Annotated in this window: 12 protein-coding genes; 9 read left to right on the forward strand and 3 right to left on the reverse strand. The window is 47.8% G+C overall.

Features of this window, described 5'->3' with window-relative positions; all coding sequences use genetic code 11:
• Window positions 1-44: 44 nt before the first annotated feature.
• The 7 genes from QUA90_RS25400 to QUA90_RS25430 all read left to right on the forward strand — a co-directional run bounded on the left by QUA90_RS25400 (window position 45) and on the right by QUA90_RS25430 (window position 13,708).
• Window positions 45-716: a response regulator transcription factor gene (locus tag QUA90_RS25400; protein WP_333328139.1), complete on the forward strand. Its 672-nt coding sequence runs from the start codon at window positions 45-47 to the stop codon at window positions 714-716.
• Window positions 716-2,671: a CHASE2 domain-containing protein gene (locus tag QUA90_RS25405; RefSeq protein ID WP_333389052.1), complete on the forward strand. Its 1,956-nt coding sequence runs from the start codon at window positions 716-718 to the stop codon at window positions 2,669-2,671. The genes QUA90_RS25400 and QUA90_RS25405 overlap by 1 nt, the downstream gene beginning before the upstream one ends.
• A 512-nt stretch (window positions 2,672-3,183) precedes the next feature.
• Window positions 3,184-3,930 carry a DUF928 domain-containing protein gene (locus QUA90_RS25410; RefSeq protein ID WP_333328132.1) on the forward strand — a complete coding sequence of 249 codons (747 nt, stop codon included), beginning with the start codon at window positions 3,184-3,186 and terminating at the stop codon, window positions 3,928-3,930.
• Window positions 3,931-3,956: 26 nt separating this feature from the next.
• Window positions 3,957-7,253 (forward strand): tetratricopeptide repeat protein, encoded by a 3,297-nt coding sequence (locus QUA90_RS25415; RefSeq protein WP_333328130.1) that lies wholly within the window; start codon window positions 3,957-3,959, stop codon window positions 7,251-7,253.
• A gap of 425 nt (window positions 7,254-7,678) precedes the next feature.
• Window positions 7,679-8,464: a calcium-binding protein gene (locus QUA90_RS25420; protein ID WP_333328127.1), complete on the forward strand. Its 786-nt coding sequence runs from the start codon at window positions 7,679-7,681 to the stop codon at window positions 8,462-8,464.
• Window positions 8,465-8,848: 384 nt separating this feature from the next.
• Window positions 8,849-10,567, forward strand: a complete 1,719-nt coding sequence (locus tag QUA90_RS25425) for a S8 family serine peptidase (protein ID WP_333328123.1) — start codon at window positions 8,849-8,851, stop codon at window positions 10,565-10,567.
• Between the two features lie 399 nt (window positions 10,568-10,966).
• Entirely contained in the window at window positions 10,967-13,708 is a 2,742-nt protein-coding gene (locus QUA90_RS25430) for a tetratricopeptide repeat protein (protein WP_333448254.1), read from the forward strand.
• Window positions 13,709-13,756: 48 nt separating this feature from the next.
• Here QUA90_RS25430 and QUA90_RS25435 read toward each other — a convergent pair whose 3' ends face one another.
• Complete coding sequence (locus QUA90_RS25435) at window positions 13,757-15,715, reverse strand: cation:proton antiporter domain-containing protein (RefSeq protein WP_333448255.1); 1,959 nt, start codon at window positions 15,713-15,715, stop codon at window positions 13,757-13,759.
• Between the two features lie 535 nt (window positions 15,716-16,250).
• On the reverse strand, window positions 16,251-17,531 hold the full coding sequence (locus QUA90_RS25440; RefSeq protein WP_333448256.1) for a GH25 family lysozyme: 1,281 nt from the start codon (window positions 17,529-17,531) through the stop codon (window positions 16,251-16,253).
• A 113-nt stretch (window positions 17,532-17,644) separates the two neighbouring features.
• Here QUA90_RS25440 and QUA90_RS25445 point away from each other — a divergent pair, with 113 nt between their 5' ends.
• Both QUA90_RS25445 and QUA90_RS25450 read left to right on the forward strand, forming a co-directional pair.
• Window positions 17,645-18,139: a DUF427 domain-containing protein gene (locus QUA90_RS25445; protein WP_333389049.1), complete on the forward strand. Its 495-nt coding sequence runs from the start codon at window positions 17,645-17,647 to the stop codon at window positions 18,137-18,139.
• A 414-nt stretch (window positions 18,140-18,553) separates the two neighbouring features.
• The gene (locus tag QUA90_RS25450) at window positions 18,554-19,663 is read left to right on the forward strand and encodes a diguanylate cyclase domain-containing protein (protein ID WP_333328104.1); all 1,110 of its coding nucleotides are present in this window, start codon (window positions 18,554-18,556) and stop codon (window positions 19,661-19,663) included.
• A 52-nt stretch (window positions 19,664-19,715) separates the two neighbouring features.
• Here QUA90_RS25450 and QUA90_RS25455 read toward each other — a convergent pair whose 3' ends face one another.
• A complete protein-coding gene (locus QUA90_RS25455; protein ID WP_333328101.1) occupies window positions 19,716-19,955 on the reverse strand; it encodes a helix-turn-helix transcriptional regulator in 240 nt (79 codons plus the stop codon).
• Window positions 19,956-20,122: the final 167 nt, after the last annotated feature.

Raw genomic sequence — 20,122 nt, forward strand, 5'->3', positions numbered from 1 at the left:
ACGGATTACCTAAACTGACGATGTTGTGTGGCAACGAATAAATTATGCCCCAGACTTTACCTCAACCGGAGAAACGAACATTTTTACTTGTGGATGACCATGCGATGGTGTTAGGTGGGACGCTTAACATTCTGAAGCAAGAATATCCAGAGGCAGACATTCTGACGGCTCCGACGGCTCAGGCAGCCCTTCAGCAAATAGCGCAGACGACGCCGGATTTGGTGATTGTGGATTTGGTGATGCCAGAGACGACCGGCGAAACAGCTCAAGCGAATTCAGGGCTTCAACTCCTCAAAACCTTGATGGAGCAGTATCCGAGTCTGAATATTGTGGTGCAGAGTGCCCATGTTCGGACTTTAGTTTGGCTGAAACCGTCGATCGACAATCACATGGGCGGCTTCACAGTTGTCGATAAGAGCCAGCCGATGAAAGACTTGCTGGCAATGGTTGATTGGGCGCTGCATGAGCGGATTTATACACCCCGAGAGATCCGCAATGGGCTGCAACTCAAACCCGCCTGGATGCAGGTGTTGCAATTTGCTTTTCACGAGAGCTTACAGGATACTGCGATCGCCAAACGGATGAATGTTTCTGAACGCACTGTGCAGTATTACTGGACTAAGATTCGAGATGTGCTAGAGGTGTATCCTGATGATGATAAGAATCTGCGGATTCAAACGGAAGTGCGAGCTAGGGAAGAAGGATTGATTGATTAGTGAAGCCCGATCGATGGCAAGCAGTGAAATCGGATGTCACGACTTGGGGACGAGGAGCGCTTCCAGGGGTGATGGTGATTGTCGCTGTGATGATGGCTAGATTGAGCGGTGCGCTTCAGTTTTGGGAGTTGGTTGCGTTCGATCAATTTCTGCGTTTGCGTCCTCCTGAGCCAATGGATGAACGGATTGTAATTGTCGGCATCACTGAGGAAGATATTCAACGCGCTAGAACTTATCCGATTCCCGATCGCGATATTGCCGATTTACTCAAACGGTTGCAAACGTATGGCTCGATCGCGATCGGGCTGGATATTGTCCGCGATATTCCGGTGGAACCAGGTCATGCTGAACTAACATCGGTGTTTCGCAGCAGCAAGAATGCGATCGGAGTGGAGATTGCTTTGCCCGATCGCAGTGGCTTTATCGTCAAACCTCCGCCCGCGCTACCACCCGAACAGGTTGGCTTTGCAGATGCCGTTCTCGATGCTGATGGCTACCAGCGCCGCAGTTTATTGGGCGCTGGTAGCCATCAGCAGGAATACCGTTTTTCCTTCGCAATCCGGCTGGCAGAGCGCTATTTAGCAACCCGAGGAATTAAGCTAGGTAATGGAATTCGCGATCGGGAGGCGATGCGCTTTGGCAGCATTGAATTTACCAGAGTGCAGTCAAACTCTGGCGGATATGTGGGGGCGGATGCAGGCGGCAACCAAATTTTACTGAATGTTCGCAGCGGGACAATGCCATTTCGCGTGCTTTCCCTGGAGCAAATCAAGGCGGGACAAGTAGATCCGAACTGGATTCGAGGCAAAATTGTGCTGATTGGGATGATGTCTTTTAGCGCGAAGGATCTGGCAAGTTCAGGTGCGATCGCAGGTATCAATCCCGGACGGATTTACGGAGTCGAAATGCAAGCCCACGAAACCAGCCAGATGATTAGCGCGGTGCTCGATCGGCGGCCGTTGCTTCAGGTTTGGGGGGAGGGTTGGGAAACGCTCTGGATTGCGGTCTGGGGACTGTTGGGGATGAGTTTGGGACAATTTCTGCGATCGCCCTGGAAAATTTTGATCGGGCTCTTAGTCGCCAGCATTAGCCCGATCGCGCTCTGTTATTGGCTGATTCTTTTGGGATGGTGGGTGCCGATCGTGCCTGTGTTGCTCGTACTCGTGTTGAATGGGGCTGGGTTGACGGCAGCGTTATTTTATCGCCACGAACAGGAACTCCGACTGCGGTTGGAAGAACGTCAGTTTGCGATCGAGCAGACCTTTAATGCAATTCATAGCGGCCCGTTACAAACATTGGTTGGAATTTTGAGAACTGCTCAAGGAGAAGCCACACCGTCGCCATTTCTACCGGAGTTGCAACGCTTGAATCAAGAATTGCGGGCAGTTTACGGCTCTGTGCAACGAGACGCGATCGCGGATGAACCGCATCTCCGCATGGGAAGTGCGATCGAATTGGCCCTGCAGGCTCCATTGCATGAATTGCTCTACAAGGTCTATTCCAACACGCTCGAACAAGAATTGCCCTACCTCAAAACGATCAAATTCAAAATTGTGCAGTTCGATCCCTTGAACACCTCGCATCTGCGGTTGGAACACAAGCGAGCACTCTGCCGCTTTCTAGAAGAAGCGCTCTGCAATGTGGGGAAACACGCGATCGAAGCCACTCGCTTGACCGTAATTTGCACTCAAGAGGGCGATCGGCAGGTGATTCGGGTGGCGGATAATGGTAGGGGGAAACAGTCTCAGTCAGAAACGCTTAGCTTGGCTGCAATCGATCGAGACAGGGAAATAACCGAAGATCCAAACCCTAAACTTCAACCTTCAGGATTAGGAACCCAGCTTGCAAAGAACTTAGCCAAACAGTTAGGCGGAGCATTTCGGCGCTACCCGAATCAACCGAAGGGGATGGTGTGCGAGTTAACCTGGCCAGCAAAACGGCGGTGGTTCTGGTGATCGCTGTGGCTCACGCTTGTTATATCGGAGCTAATTGAGATGAGATATTGCACCCTTTTCAATAAGGCGTTTATGAAGGGGCAGGATGCCAGTTCCACAAGAAATTCACTCTTTGTGGAACGGGCATCTTGCCGGTTCTTGAGAATGGTCCAAGAGCTCAGATATAACGATCGACAACACGGCAACTCTGGATACGGCAAGGCCCAAAGCGTGTCAACTTAAGCTGTCACTCCACCCAGTCCTCCCGCCCACCCGCCAGTCCACCAGGGAATGAATTCCCTGTCTCATAGCGAAAGTCCTCTCAAAGAGGACTGAAGAACTCATTAGTCGTCTTCAGACGACTTTCGCTTTGAGGCAGGGGTTTAAACCCCTGCCGGACTGCCGGACAGAGGGTTTGCCCTTAAGCTGACACCAATATCTTTGCACCTTCCCGCAAACGAAGCTTGCGGGCAGTCCTCTATTGTGTTTTTGTATTGTTGATTACTGTAGAAATAGTTACACAGGGGATTGCGATGATGACTCACGAGTGGAAGCGTCGAACCGTTTACTCTGCGGGCATTGCGAGTTTAATGCTGAGTGTTTCGTTCTGGGTCGCTCCTGTAGCGCTGGCAAAATACACTCCTCCTGAAAACCCTTCTAAACCGAAAGAAACGGGGACAAATACCACTCGCAGCGGCGGTTGTGAAGGTAATTCATCGGCGAGATTGACTGCCTTAGTGCCGTTTAGCCATGTGGGAGTGACGATTTCTGGGCATCCGACCTTTACCTGGTTTGTACCCGATAGCCCTCCTCGTCCGCTGCAATTGAGGCTGTTTACTCGCACGGGACAACTGCTCTACAGAACCGAGATGCAGAGTCAGCCAGGAATAATGTCGGTTGCTTTGCCCTCAAATCTCCCCCAACTGTCGATCGGGCAATCCTATCAGTGGCAAGTGGTGTTGGTCTGCGATCCGGATGATCCTGCGAGCAATGTGGTGGCGGCGGCAGAAATCCAAGTAGTCCAGCCTGCTGCGTCGTTGCAGTCTCAACTTGCAGCAGCCCAAACTCCCCAACAGCGGATCGACTTGTATGCGGAGGCGGGGCTGTGGTATGACGCGATCGCCGAAGCGCGCAAGGCCTCTGAGACTTCTCAAAACCAAGCGGCTGTGCTGGAATTGCTAGATTCTCTCGCTAGTTCGGAAGCCGAACCTTTGAAAGATTGGAGCGATCGATTGCGACAAATTAGGGCGATCGAACAACAGCGACAAGGACAGCGCTAACCTTCGCAATCCAAAGACTAAATCCTATGAAATCTTTCTCGCTAAAACTGCTTAAATCCAGTAATTGCAAAGTGCGATCGCGTTTTCTCTTTCCCCTCGCTTTTTGCCTTTTGTCTGTTGCCTTTTATATTCCTCGGCACTCTCAACTCCCGGTTGTTGCTCAAACTACGGATGCCCGTCAAGCAGAGGCCGATCGGCTACTGCAGCAGGGGATACAACAGGAAGAGACTGGCCAATTAAGAGGAGCGATGAATTCCTGGCAACAGGCACTGCAAATTTATCGCGCCCTCAAAAACCGCCGAAAGGAAGGTGTAACACTAGGCATTTTGGGAGTTGCTTACCGCTCAGCAGGCAACAATGCTAAAGCAATTGAGTATGCACAGCTCAGTTTAGCCATCGCCCGTGAAATTAAAGACCGCCAAAGTGAAGGTTTGGCACTGAGCATTTTGGGACTTGCTTACGCCTCTCTGGGCAACTATGACAAAGCCATTGAGTATGCACAGCTCAGTTTAGCCATCGCTCGTGAAATTAAAGACCGCGGGGTAGAATATGAGGCTCTGGGCAATTTGGGACTTGCTTACATCTATCTGGGCAACAATGCTAAAGCAATTGAGTATGCACAGCAGAGTTTAGCCATCGCCCGTCAAATTAAAGACCGCCGAAGTGAAGGTTTGGCACTGGGCATTTTGGGAGCTGCTTACCTATCTCTGGGCAACTATGACACAGCGATTGAGTATGCACAGCTCAGTTTAGCCATCGCTCGTGAAATTAAAGACCGCCGAAGTGAAGGTTGGGCACTGGGCATTTTGGGAGGTACTTACAACTCTCTGGGCGACTATGCCAAAGCAATTGAGTATGCACAGCAGAGTTTAGCCATCGCCCGTGAAATTAAAGACCGCCAAGAGGAAGGTAGGGCAGTGAGCCTTTTAGGACTTGCTTACGCCTCTCTGGGCAACTATGACAAAGCCATTGAGTATGCACAGCAGAGGTTAGCCATCGCCCGTGAAATTAAAAACCGCCGAAGTGAAGTTAGGGCACTGAGCTATTTGGGAAATGCTTACAACTCTGTGGGCAACTATGCCAAAGTCATTGAGTATTCACAGCAACAGTTAGCCATCGCTCGTGAAATTAAAGACCGCCAAAGTGAAGGTTTGGCACTGGGCAATTTGGGAAATGCTTACAACTCTCTGGGCAACTATACCAAAGCCATTGAGTATGCACAGCTCAGTTTAGCGATCGCCCGCGAAATTAAAAACCGCCAAAGTGAAGGTTTGGCACTGAGCATTTTGGGAGGTACTTACAACTCTCTGGGCAACTATGCCAAAGCCATTGAGTATGCACAGCTCAGTTTAGCCATCACCCGTGAAATTAAAGACCGCCGAAGTGAAGGTTTGGCACTGAGCATTTTGGGAAATGCTTACGACTCTGTGGGCAACTCGGCCAAAGCCATTGAGTATTCACAGCAACAGTTAGCCATCGCCCGCGAGATTAAAGACCGCCAACAGGAAGGGAATGCACTGGGCAATTTGGGAAATGCTTACAACTCTCTGGGCAACTTTGCCAAAGCCATTGAGTATTCACAGCAGAGGTTAGCCATCGCCCGCGAAATTAAACACCGCCGAAGTGAAGGTTGGGTACTGGGCATTTTGGGACTTGCTTACAGAGATCTGGGTAACTATGCCAAAGCCATTGAGTATGCACAGCAAAGTTTAGCCATCGCCCGCGAAAGTAAAGACCGCCCTGGGGAAGGTTTGGCACTGGGCGTTTTGGGATTCGCCCACCGCTTTTTGGGCAACGATGCCAAAGCCATTGAGTATGGACAACAGAGTTTAGCCATCGCCCGCGAAATTAAAAACCGCCAACAGGAGGGTATGGCGCTCCACAACCTTGGAGCGACGTTTTTAAAGGCTGGCAACCCAACAGAATCTGAGAAAATGCTGATCGATGCGATTCAAGTTTGGGAATCGATGCGACAAATGCTCGGTTCCAACGACGCGAATAAAGTCTCCATCTTTGAAAGACAAGCTCGTACTTATCGCCTTCTACAACAAGTCCGGGTGGCTCAGAATAACCCCAATGCCGCTTTAGAAATTTCCGAACAGGGACGCGCTCGTGCCTTGGTCGATCTCCTGACACAGCGTTTATCATCTGATGCTGCTAATCCGGTTATTAATACTTCTCCCAACGGCGAGCAAATCCGCCAAATCGCCAAAGCACAGAACGCGAGTTTGGTGCAGTATTCCATCATCTACGAGGAGTTTGAGATTCAGGGCAAACAAGTAGGGCGAGAATCCGCCCTCTACATTTGGGTGATTCAACCGACAGGCGAAATCACCTTCCGCGAAGTCGATCTCAAACCCCTGTGGCAAAAACACAACGCCTCCCTAACAAGCTTAATTATTGGCAACCAAGAATTCCTCGCTGTTCGCAGTCGCAGCAGTTTTGGCTCCACTCAACCCCAACCCAACTTACCGACGCTGCATCAACTGCTGATCGATCCCATTGCCAGCTTCTTACCAAAAGATCCCAATGCCCGCGTCATTTTCATTCCCCAAGACTCCCTGTTCCAGGTGCCCTTCCCCGCCCTGCAAGACTCTGGCGGCACTTACTTAATCGAAAAACACACCATTCTCACCGCCCCTTCGATTCAAGTATTGGATTTGACTCGACAACAACGACAAAAGTTAGCCAATCAGCCAGCTAACAGCAGTAACGCTCTAGTCTTGGGCAATCCCACTATGCCAAGCGTGTCTCTCTCTCTGGGAGAACCTAAACAGCAATTGTCTCCTCTACCTGGAGCCGAAGCTGAAGCGATCGCGATCGCCCCTCTACTCAACACTAAAGCCATCACAGGCGCACAAGGGACAAAGGCTGCGATCGTCCAAAAAATGCCCCAGGCATCGATTATTCACTTAGCAACCCATGGATTGCTGGATAATGTGCGCGGATTGGCAAGTGCGATCGCCCTGGCTCCTTCTGGTAGCGATGACGGCTTATTGACCGCAGAAGAGATTTTTGACATGAAACTGCAAGCAAGCTTAGTTGTTTTGAGTGCTTGCAACACTGGAGAAGGCAGAATTACCGGGGATGGAGTAATTGGTTTGTCGCGGGCTTTGATTTCGGCAGGAGTGCCGAGTGTGATTGTTTCTTTATGGGCGGTTCCCGATGCGCCGACATCGGAATTGATGCAGGCATTTTATCAAAACTTGCAAAATAATCCCGACAAAGCACAGGCACTTCGGCAGGCAATGTTAACCACGATGAAAACTCATCCCCAGCCTCGAAATTGGGCGGCATTTACTCTGATTGGGGAGGCAGAGTAAGTTTTTATTAATAGCGAATTGGCTCAATGTTTTTCTCCTAAATTTTCTCCTAAATTATATCAATTCCGGTACAACCTGAATAATAGAGCAGACGGCAGTGCGGTTTCCCTACCCAAAATAACATTGTAGGGAAACGGCTCTGCCGTCTCCTTTTCGGAGACTAATAATTCCGATGCAATCGGGAACAATCTTTATTTTTTAGTCGGCGCAGGCAGACTTTGTTTGTGTAGACGCGGTTTCAACCGCCGAGTTATCTCAATCTCAAAACTGATGGAAGTGAACCATTTACTCTACATATTCACATACATTGCACTTTCCCGCAATCTATTTTGCACCTCCTACTTCATCAAGTCTGTGGCTAGAACGAATGATTTTCCCATCGGGGTTGCTTAAGATTTAACTCAAGTGTTAAGAGGATTTTTTTTATGGCTTTACAACCCGATTCGTCAGAACTTCAACGATTAATTGGCGACAATACATCCGAAGTTGTTACTTTGTCGATCGCAGATGCAACTAATTTTCCTTTGGGAGTTTGGATGCTTGCAGGTGACGATGTAGTCACTGGCTCAACAGCTAATGATTTGGTTTATGGCAATGAAGGAGAAGATTTTATCAGCGGAGATTTGGGCAACGATTCTTTATTCGGAGGCAAAGGTAAAGACTTCCTGACTGGAGAAGAGGGAAATGACTCTCTCAGTGGCGGTCAAGATGCAGATTTTCTAATAGGTGATGCAGGAAACGATATTCTCTTGGGCGGCAGAGGCAATGATTTGTTAATCAGCGGTAGCGGAAATGACACTCTGGTGGGAGGTTTGGGTCAGGATATTTTAGCAGGTTTGGATGATAATTATTCAATCAAAATCGGGGGCAGTAACTTGTACGTCATCCAAGCAGAACCCGGAGTTACAGATGTCAATAATGCCGATTTTGTTCTAGGTTTCAGAGTTGGCGTCGATCGAATTGGATTGGCAGGTGGTTTGAATGCTACTGATGTAGACTTGCAATACGTGACAAACATCACAGTTTTATTGGACTTTGATGCACCAGAAATTTTCAACCTATTGACCCCGCCCGGTACATTAGATGATCAACCAGTACAGACTCAAGGCACTCTAATTAAAGTTAGGAATTCCGGCGAGATAGTAGGCTTTGTGGAAAATGCAAGAGTGGCAGATCTTCAAGGTAGTATTATCTCTGCTCCGGGATTTTGATCGCTTTTTACAGCTTCGTAGCGAGGAATAAATTCCTCATCAATGGCTCTTGAAAACTTCAGTGCCTAAAAGCGACATTTATATCTGAAAGAGGACTATTGAGTTATATTCTTCAGTCCTCTTTTAGAGGACTTGTGCTATGAGACAGGGAATTAATTCCCTGGCGGACTGTGGAATGAATCTTTGTTCGCGATCGCGTCTCAATAATCTTAACACTGATGGAAGTGAACCATCTACTCTACATATTCACCTACATTGCACTTTCCCGCAATCTCTTTTGCACCCCGTACTTGATCAAGTCTGTGGGTAGAACGGATGATTTTTCGATCTGTGCTACGTAAGATTTAAATCAAGAATGAATCTAAATATCTGAGGTTTTAAATTATGTTAGACATCACAACTAATCCTAACGATCGCCTTTATTTCAATCAACAGTCAAACGAGCTCGCCCAATCCACATTTCCGGCTAACAGCGACTTGCTCAATGGAGCGATCCAGCCATTGAATATTCCTGGTTATAATGCTGAATCTAGCTTGACTCATCCTACAGCATCCAGCTTCGACTCACAGAAACAGATAGCAGATTTTATTGTAGCTAATGCAGGCGCTGGCTTCAGTTACTCTGCGAGCGAGCGAGTTACTGGCGATGTCGCCGATTCTCAACTCAAACTGCAGTCACAATCGGCGAATATAAACGCAGATCCGCTAACAGGAACGATATCTGCTTCCCAGTTGAATTTCGCCGATCCAGGTAACTCTCTTTCGATAGCTCGTAATATTGTTGGTGTTGAAAATGGTAGCATCAACTTAACTGATTTTGTCGGAGTTGGAGCTTCCAACCATTTCTATCGATTCGATATCAACACTAAGAGCAATTTTAGCCTGCGTCTAGACGGTTTGAGAGCAGATGCTGACGTAAAGCTAATTCAAGATAGAAACCGCAACGGTGTAGTTGATTTTGGGGAAACTATTGACTACTCTCTTGAGAGTGGCATCGCCCCCGATGTCATTAATGTACCCAATCTGGCTCCAGGAACATACTATGTGCAAGTCTCTAGCTTCTTAAACAACTCTACCAATTACAACCTGAATCTTTCTGCCACCTCTATTCCTGAACTAAATATTCCCACATCTAGCGGCACTTTTAATAGTAATTACGGCTACGGCTTGGTGAATGCAAATGCAGCAGTTTCCAACACCTTAAACCGCTCAATTACTTTCCCTGATCTTCCCGATTTGGGCGAGAATAATTGGGCGCTAGATGTCATAAACGCACCGGAAGTTTGGAATCAAAACATTACCGGAAATGGCATTGTTGTAGCTGTCGTGGATAGTGGTGTTGACTACACCCATCCTGACTTGGATGACAATATTTGGCGGAACGCTGGTGAAATTGCTGGAAACGGCATCGATGACGATCGCAACGGATATATTGATGATATTCGGGGTTGGGATTTTGTGGCTAGCGACAACAACCCAATGGATCTGGATTTCGACGGTCACGGGACTCACATAGCAGGTGCGATCGCGGCGGAACGAAATGATTTTGGCATCACAGGAGTTGCGCCCAATGCTAAGATTATGCCTGTCAGAGTGTTAGACGCCTTTGGTTACGGCGAGTTGAATAATGTTGCTGCTGGAATCCGGTATGCTGCTGATAATGGAGCAAATGTAATTAACCTCAGTTTGGGAAATGAGTTTTACCCTTCCAACCTGGTGAATGACGCAATTGAGTATGCAAATAACAAAGGCTCTGTTGTGGTGATAGCAGCGGGAAATTCGGGTTTTAGCCAACCTGATTACCCAGCTCGTAATGCCGATCGCTTGGGAATTGCAGTGGGCAGCATTGATATAAACGGCAGGATGGCTGACACCTCGAACCGTGCGGGTTCCACACCTTTAGATTACTTAGTTGCTCCGGGAGTAGACATCTATTCTACAACTCCCTATAGCACCTATGACACCCTAACTGGCACATCTATGGCAACGCCACAAGTAGCGGGTGTAGCGGCTTTAGTTTTGAATGCTAATCCGACTTTGACTCCAGCTCAAGTTGAGCACATTTTGACGACAACTTCTAATCGGAATGGGTTGATAGGATAGCATTGCAAATCCCGACTTAAGTCCTGCGGATATTAATCGAGCATTAGAGCAGACGGCTCTGGATATGGACGATCTAAACACGCCAGGTTTTGATTTTGGACTTGACTACGCCAGTGGGAAATGGTTTGATTCAAACCGATCGGGCGATCGCTAAAATAGTCGTCTAATTCAGATTAGAGTCCCCATCCCTGCGGCGAGATTGGGGAGACAGAGTAAGCTTCTATGAAGGTTGATCGCCGGTGGCAGAGTGAGGCGATCGCACGACGACGGCAGAAAGAGCGATCGGGCTAATTCTCTAAATTCCAACTCTAGAATCCTATGCTGTATTCCCCATTTAAGCGACTCAAATCAACCCACTCTAGGGTCACTCATGTTTTCCTAGCTTCCATTTCCCTGTTCGTGCTTGCCACTATCCCCCTATTAACTACTCCTGACTCTCTCTTCCCAGCGATCGCTCAAACTACGGATGCTCGTGAAGCAGAGGGCGATCGGCTAATGCGGCAGGGGCTTCAACAGTCTGAGACTAGCCAAGTCTCAGCAGCGCTGAATTCCTGGCAACAGGCACTGGAAATTTATCGCTCCATTAAAGACCGCCAAGGGGAAGTTAATGCACTGGGCATTTTGGGAGCAGCTTACTTCAATATGGGCAACTCTGCCAAAGCGATTGAGTATACACAGCAGAGTTTAGGCATCGCCCGCTCCATTAAAAACCGCCCAAAGGAGGGTGTGGCACTAGGCGTTTTGGGAGGTGCTTACACCTCTCTGGGCAACTATGCCAAAGCCATTGAGTATTCACAGCAGAGTTTAGCCATCGCCCGCGAAATTAAAGACCGCGAGAGGGAGCGTGTAGCACTAAGTAATTTGGGAATCGCTTACCTAAATCTGGGCAACTATGCCAAAGCCATTGAGTATTCACAGCAGAGTTTAGCCATCGCCCGCTCCATTAAAAACCGCGACGGGGAAGGTAAGGCACTGGGCTATTTGGGAGTCACTTACATCAGGCTGGGCGACTATGCCAAAGCCATTGAGTATCTACAGCAACAGTTAGCCATTGCCCGCTCCATTAAAGACCGCCAAGGGGAAGTTAATGCACTGGGCAATTTGGGAAATGCTTACCGCTCTCTGAACAACTATGCCGAAGCCATCGAGTATTCACAGCAGAGTTTAGCCATCGCCCGCTCCATTAAAGACCCCGAGGGGGAAGGTAATGCACTGGGCAATTTGGGAGTCGTTTACATCGATCTGGGCAACCATGCCAAAGCCATTGAGTATCTACAGCAACAGTTAGCCATCGCCCGCTCCATTAAAAACCCCGAGGGGGAAGGTAATGCACTGGGCGCTTTAGGAATCGTTTACATCTATCTGGGCAACCATGCCAAAGCCATTGAGTATTCACAGCAGAGTTTAGCCATCGCCCGCTCCATTAAAAACCGCGACGGGGAAGTTAATGCACTGGGCGCTTTGGGAGCCACTTACTTGAAGCTGGGGAACTATTCCAAAGGGATTGAGTATTCACAGCAGAGTTTAGCCATCGCCCGCTCCATTAAAAACCGCGACGGGGAAGGTAATGCACTGGGCGCTTTAGGAATCGCTTACCTCAATCTGGGGAACTATTCCAAAGCCATTGAGTATATCCAGCAACAGTTAGCCATCGCCCGCTCCATTAAAAACCCCGAGGGGGAAGGTACGGCGCTCAACAACCTCGGAGCATCATTCTTAAAGGCTGGCAATCTAACAGAATCTGAGAAAATGCTCGTCAATGCGATTCAAGTTTGGGAATCGATGCGTCAACTGCTCGGCTCCAACGATGCCAATAAAGTCTCCATCTTTGAAGAACAAGCTCGCACCTATGTGACTTTACAACAAGTCCGGGTGGCTCAGAATAACCCGATCGCCGCTCTAGAAATTGCCGAACGGGGACGTGCTCGTGCGTTTGTCGATCTACTGACACAACGCTTATCGTCAGGTTCTACCAATCCGGTTATTAACACTTCTCCTGATCGAGAGCAAATCCGCCAAATCGCCAAAGCACAGAATGCCACTTTGGTGCAGTATTCCATCATCTACGATGACTTTCAGATTCAGGGAAAACAAATTATAGCGCGTGAATCCGCGATTTACATTTGGGTAATTCAACCGACAGGTGAAATTACCTTTCGTCAAGTTGACCTCCAACCCCTTTGGCAGAAGCACAACGCCTCCCTAGCCAGCTTGATCATTGGCAATCAAGAATTTCTGGCTGTTCGCAGTCGCAGCAGTTTTGGCTCCACCCAACCCCAACCCGACTTACCGACACTGCATCAACTGCTGATCGATCCCATTGCCAGCCTTCTACCCAAAGACCCCAATGCCCATGTCATTTTCATTCCCCAAGGTTCCCTGTTTCAAGTACCCTTCCCCGCCCTGCAAGATGCTAGTAGCACTTACTTAATCCAAAAACACACGATTCTCACCGCCCCTTCGATTCAAGTTCTGGCATTAACTCGACAACAACGGCAGAAGTTAGCACAGAAGCAACCTAAAAGCAGTAATGCTCTAGTATTGGGCAATCCCACGATGCCTAGTGTGTCTTCCTATCCGGGAGAACCCAAACGGCAATTGTCTCCTCTACCGGGAGCCGAAGCCGAAGCGATCGCGATCGCCCCTCTGCTCAATACTCAAGCGATCATAGGCGCTCAAGGTACAAAAGCCCAGATCGTTCAAAAAATGCCCCAAGCATCGACTATTCACTTGGCAACGCATGGATTGCTCGATGATGTGCGCGGATTGGGAAGTGCGATCGCCCTGGCTCCCTCTGGTAGCGATGACGGCTTGTTGACTGCAGAAGAGATTTTTGATATGAAACTGCAAGCAAATTTAGTCGTTTTGAGTGCCTGTAACACTGGAGAAGGCAGAATTACCGGGGATGGAGTAATTGGTTTGTCGCGCGCTTTGATTTCGGCAGGAGTGCCGAGTGTGATTGTTTCTTTATGGGCGGTTCCCGATGCGCCGACATCGGAATTGATGCAGTCGTTTTATCAAAACTTGCAAAATAATCCCGACAAAGCACAGGCACTTCGGCAGGCAATGTTAACTACGATGAAAACTCATCCCCAGCCGCGAAATTGGGCAGCGTTTACTTTAATTGGGGAGGCCGAGTAAGGACGATCGCAACAAGCAGATTACAGAGTACGATCGAGGATACTGCCCCTATCGGGAAACTGGCGGCTGCAAAAGTTTAGTATCCTTTGCTATTTCCGCTGACTCCAAAACCTCCTCTAAAACCGGAGAAGGAATCGGCACTTCTTCAACTACCTGATGCTTTTCCAAAGTCAAACGAGACTGAGATGAACCCGACAATCTTTTCAACAATTTCGGTGTCGGATCGTACAGCAAATAAATAATTCGATCGCCTGCTTGCCAAATCTGAGTCGCCGACACTACTTGCAAGTATCCTTGCCTTTCCAGCAGCAGCGGCGCCAACTCCCCGGCTTTAACCAAAGCTTGTAAGTGAGCAATCTGAAACTGCAATCCCTCTGTTTTTAACTCAGTTTCCCCCAATTTCACTTCGCCGTCGCTCAAATATTCGTTCCAATCCTTCAGCGACAAATCCGAGACAAAAGCTTGATTGATTTTAGTCGGATTTGCAGGCATATTTGCTTGCGGCTCTTTGGGGAATATTGCCAAAACCCTCGGCGGTGCAAACTCTTCGGCTGCTCGCTGAGCTAACACTAAGTTTACCTCGCCGTTGTTAGTCATTGCCAAAAAAGTTCCCATCGATTCCAGTCCGGCTTCTTCTAACACGCTGTGATCCAGAGCACTGCTCAAAAACACCCGCAAACCCTCTCGTTCTGCTTGTGCACAAGCTTCCGGGTTGGTGTCGATAATTGCCACCGCTTCTCCGCGTTCTTGAAACAAGCGAGCAATTAATCTGCTCAAAGGATTTGACCCGACAATTGCTGCACCAGTTGCCGATTTTGAGGTGATGCCCAACAGTTGAGCGATCCGGCCGGCCGTTAGTCCCTGGACGAAAACTGTCATAATAATTGTTAGGAAAACTAAGGCTTTAATCGAGTCGCCACCGTTGATTCCCCGCTGGGTGAGCAAAATTGCAAATAAAGATGCGATCGACGCTGAGACAATTCCCCTCGGCGCTACCCAACAAACAAATAATTTCTGCCGCCAATTCAGTCCGCTATTCCAAGTACACAGCCAAACGTTGATCGGCCGCACTACCCACATTAAAGCTAAAACTGTAAACAAACTTCCCCAACCGAGGGCGACCACACTAGCGAGGGATAAATCGGCCGCCAGCAGCACGAACAGCATGGAAATAGCCAGGACTGTCAGTTGACCTTTAAACCTCCTCAGCAGCCTTTCTTCCGGCACAGCAGCGGCTCTGAGGACGATGCCGGATAGGACTGTTGCCATCAGTCCCGATTCGCTGCGGATTTCTTCTGCTAAGCCGAAGAATCCCCACAAACCGGCTAAAACTACTAAGTTTTTGAGGTCTTCGGAGAGAAATTGCGATCGCTTGAGAATGAATCCCAGCAGCCAACCTCCCGCAACTCCGATGACTGCGCCAACTAATAGTCGCACGATTAAATCTCGGAACAAAACCACCAAATCAGCATTGCCGTTTAAAATAATATTCAGCACCAATACTGCCAGAATTGCTCCGACAGGATCGATTAAAACGCCTTCTGCTTCTAGCAAGGCGGCAACTTTTTTGTCAACGGATACTTGTTTGAGCAAAGGGCCGATTACTGTCGGGCCGGTGACGACTACTAGAGAAGCATACAAAAATGCGATCGGCCAGGGAAATTCCCCCAACCAGTGTGCGGCCATTCCGCCGCCAATTAGGGTAATTAAAGTGCCTACGGTAACTAAATTGCGGATGCTGCCGGAAAGTTTTCCCAAATCTCGCAATTCCAAATTCAAGCCGCCTTCAAATAGAATTAAAGCTACGCAAAGGGATACCATAACTTCCAAACCGCTGCCCAGCAGATTCGGGTGCAGCACTCCCAAGCAGTCTGGGCCGGCTAAAATGCCAAACAACAGCAAAAAGACTATCGCCGGAACTTTCAGATAAGCGGCGAGAACTTGAGCGCTGATGCCACAGATGACGGTCATGACCATCAACAGGGTGATGTTAAAGGAGATTTCCATAGATATAATTGTTACAGGCTGCCCGCTTAGTTTTAAATGTTCGATCGCGGGTAATTGGAGTGCAGGCGCTATTTTCGGCGCAGCTTACCAACTCGGCACGTCCCTGGATTTTTCCCAATAAGATTAAAAAAACTTGATAGTCGCTATAACTTTATCAGATAATTCTCTTGGCGTCAAAGATGGGAGTAAGCTGTAGCTAAGCGAGAGATTGTCTGTTATGTTAGAGAGTTGGACGGGGATGCGGGCACAGAGGGAGAGGATTTGACGAGTTTTGATGGGGAGTCATTCGATTTTAGATTTTAGATTTTGGATTGACCCCACGGATAAATTCGGAGGCTTGAGGATTTTAGATTTTCGATTTTGGATTGATTCCACGGATAAATCACGTGGCGGGTACCACTTTTGAAATTCGCTTGTCAATCTCAAATCTCAAATCTCAAATAGCAAGAGTTGTCGGCTTTCCAATTACAGAGCGATCAAACCCCCAAATTTATCTGTGGAGTCAATCTCCCATCTAAAATCTCCCATCTAAAATTTATAATCGACTGGCATTCTGCCACCTGCTAAAAAACTCCGATAGAATTGCCGGTGAAACTCGCCCCTCCAGCCAATCTAAAGCCTGGTTTTGCTGGGGTGCGGCCCGATAAAATTTGCACGCATCTATCAGCCGAATCGGAGAATTAGTGACAATAGATTGAGATCGCCATTTTTGTGCAAACTCGTTAATAATAGCCGGAGAAAGTTGTTTTTGCAGCCAATCTAAAGCTTGGTCTTGTTGTGCTAAACCGCGATAAAATTTGCCCACATCTATCAATCGCAAATTACTGTCTTGAGGTAAGGTAGTTGCCCGCCATTTTTGAGCAAATTCCCCTAAAACAGAGGTAGAAACTTGACTTTGCAGCCAAATTAAGGCAGTATCTTGGCTAGCCTTAGCTTGATAAGACGAGAATACCTGAGTCAGCCGCACGTCTGATATGGGAGGGGGAGTCGGAGTGGGAGTCGGCTGCGGAGTGGGTGTCGGGGCTGGAGGGGGAACAATTACTTTGGGAGATTTTCGCATCAAAGCGGCCCAGGTTTTGAGGCTGGCAATACCGTCTGGATTGAGACCTTGAAATTTCTGAAACGAGATGAGCGCCGCTGTGGTGGTAGCTCCAAATTTGCCGTCCATCGCGCCTTGATAGAAACCTTTAATTCTTAATTCCTTCTGGATGTCTGCAACTTTATAACTTACGGCGCCTTCTCGGACGCTTTCAAAAATATTGGTGTCTACATTGCCCGATACGCCTGACACGCTGCCACTGTCGCTGTATTGCCAAAAAGTCCAAGTTTTCCAGCCACCGGGCACCCAAGGTTCCTCAGCACTGGTATAGTGAGCAATCCACAGTGGGTAATCGGCAAACCGTGTTGTCCCCAGGTTGTCCCAGAAACCGGGGTAAGTGTAGATAATCGGCCGCATCAAGGTGGCTTTTTCGACTGCTTCTAACCAAATTGCGGCTCGATCGCACAATTGATCCACACTCAAACCGCCTGTAGTTTCTACATCCAAGACTGGCGGCAAATCCCCCGCTTCGAGTTTTACAGTTTTCAAGAACAAATCTATTTGTCCTTGAATGCTGCTTGCAGGTTGAAAAAAGTGGTAAGCACCGCGTTGAATCCCCGCCGCTTTCATCGCCGCCCAATTGCGAGCGAAAGTTTGGGCAACGAACGTTGCACCTTCGGTCGATTTGACAAAACTGAAGGTAATACCATCCCGCGCAACGGCTGGCCAATTGACATTGGGCTGGTAGTCGGAAACATCTATACCGCGAATACTCATATTACCAAGAGTTGAGAAAAGCTGGTTTGCTCTGAAGCAGCGACTCGATTAAGGGTACATTAAATTGTAATGCTAAGTCGCTAAGTGTTTTTTTTTCAGTGGAGATTGTGCGAATGAACTTCGATCGAATAGAGCCCGGCCCTGGTCAAGAGTCTGTTTGGGATTACCCACGTCCCCCTCGGCTTGAGGAATCGACCAAACACGTACAGATAATTTTTAATGGAGTGACGATCGCCGACACGCGCCGTCCTCAGCGGGTATTGGAGACAAGCCACCCTCCTGCCTACTATATCTGCCCCGATGACATCAAAATGGAATATTTGCACAAAACTTTACGGGGTTCTTGGTGCGAGTGGAAGGGACAAGCCGGTTATTACACTGTGACGGTAGAGTCGAAAGAAGTAGTAAATGCTGCTTGGTTTTATCCCAATCCTAATCAGGTTTTTGCAGCTATTAAAGATTATGTGGCTTTTTATCCGAGCAAGATGGATGCCTGTTATGTGGACGGGGAATTAGTGCAATCTCAACCAGGGGATTTTTACGGTGGCTGGATTACCAAAGATATTGTCGGCCCGTTTAAGGGAGGGTCAGGAACGTGGGGGTGGTGAGGGAAGGTTGAGTTTTGAGTTTTGAGTTTTGAGTTGAGAACAGCGACAGAAACCACGTTTTTTTTTTACGCAAAACCTCATTACAGCTTCGACTCGGTTTAAATAAAAAAACCATGTTTATTGAGTTTGTGAGCGCCGCGAATGAGTTAAGGATTGGCTCTGAAATCTTCTTCTGACGACGCAAAAAGCCAACCGTAAAAAAAATGAATAATAATTCAATAGCTTTCTAATTGAGTGAGGATAAATCAATGTAATGCAATGCAGGCAAGGCATAAGCTAACGCCGCAGCTTATCCCTTGAAAGAAACAGTGTAGTCAAGAATACAGTGACTGTTCATAAATAAATGTTAGTATAAGTTAATATCTGACACTAGCTTTGTTGCTTCTTTATTATTTATTTATTCGGATCTGCGCTGTGTCTGTTGAATTTATTGAGCCGTCCAACTCGCCAGAAAACTCACCCAAAAATTTATCTTTAGAGTCTACTCTTAAGGATCTGGCTCTCTTCAATTTTCAGGTTGACTCCTCATATCTCGCCAAAGAAGTAGCTCGGTGGTTTCAATCTAACCCGCTGCTTCCGGGAGTTATCTTAAACGTAAATGGGGAATTTTTAGGGATGATATCGCGTCGGCGATTTATGGAACGCATGAGCCGCCCTTACGGAGTAGATATATTTGCTTGCAGACCGATTATAGCCTTGTATCAAATAGCTCAAACCGATATTTTGATTTTACCAGGAGTAGCCTTAATTGTCATGGCAGCTCAGCGCTCCGTGCAGCGACCGCCGGAACTACTTTACGAACCGATTGTTGTGCAGTTAGAACCTCAAGTTTACCGACTTTTAGACGTGCACCAACTCTGGGTAGCTTTATCCCAAATTCACCAACAAGCTACTTGGTCTATGAGCGAACTTTATTACAATTTATCCCTTACGCAATCCGAGCTAGAAGCAGCTAATTCTCAATTAAAAGCAGCTAATTCCGAACTGTATCGCCTTGCCAACTTAGATGGCTTAACTCAGATTGCTAACCGCCACTGTTTTAACGAATACTTAGAGAAAAAATGGCAAGAATTGGGAGAAGCTGCTGCAGAAATATCTTTGATTTTATGCGATGTTGACTTTTTTAAGAGATACAACGATACTTACGGACATCAGGCGGGAGATGCTTGCTTGCAGCAGGTAGCCAAAACTATTGTTGAGGCTGTACATTACTCCGCAGGCGCCGTTTCCGGGGAGACTCTGGTGGCTCGTTACGGCGGTGAAGAATTTGCGGTAATTTTACCCCGCACTTCGTCTGAAATAGCTGTTTGGATTGCAGAGCAAATTCGAGTTTGGGTAAAAGAACTAGAAATCGAACACCTTAATTCAGCGGTGTGTTCTTTCGTGACGCTGAGTTTGGGGGTAGCAAGCACGTTTCCTCATCCCGAAACTTCTCAGGAAAATCTGCTTGCAGCGGCAGACCGTTCGCTTTATCAAGCTAAAGACCGAGGTCGCGATCGAGTGATTTTAGATTTTAGATTTTAGATTGGAAAAAGTTATCCACGGATTTATCCGTGGGCTTGTTTAATGGTTTCGATCACAGATTGTCTGGCAAATCGCCGATCGACCTGCCGATGCTAGCCAGCAATTTCTCCAAAGCTTTCATCTGCTTGACGGTGAACGTGGGTACGTTCTTCCCCAACTCCCAACGGCTGATTGTTTGCGACGAAACGCCAAGCTCTCGCGCCAAATCTTCCTGACTCATGTCCAGTTCTTCCCTGAGCTTCTTCAAATGCGACTCTTCATCTTCTGGTCGCGGAACGGGCTTTTTCGGCATAACTTTGATCGCACATTTTTTCTATAAGATGCTTAAGCATCTTAGGATCGCGAATTAAATTACTTACAATTTTAATTGTTATTGTGGGATGGGCGTCCCGCCCGTCTTTTTTGGACGGGCGGGACGCCCAACCCACAAACTTCTGGAAGTTATTTAATGCTCATTCC

The sequence above is a fragment of the Microcoleus sp. D3_18_C4 genome, from assembly GCF_036702355.1.
Taxonomy (GTDB): Bacteria; Cyanobacteriota; Cyanobacteriia; order Cyanobacteriales; family Microcoleaceae; genus Microcoleus.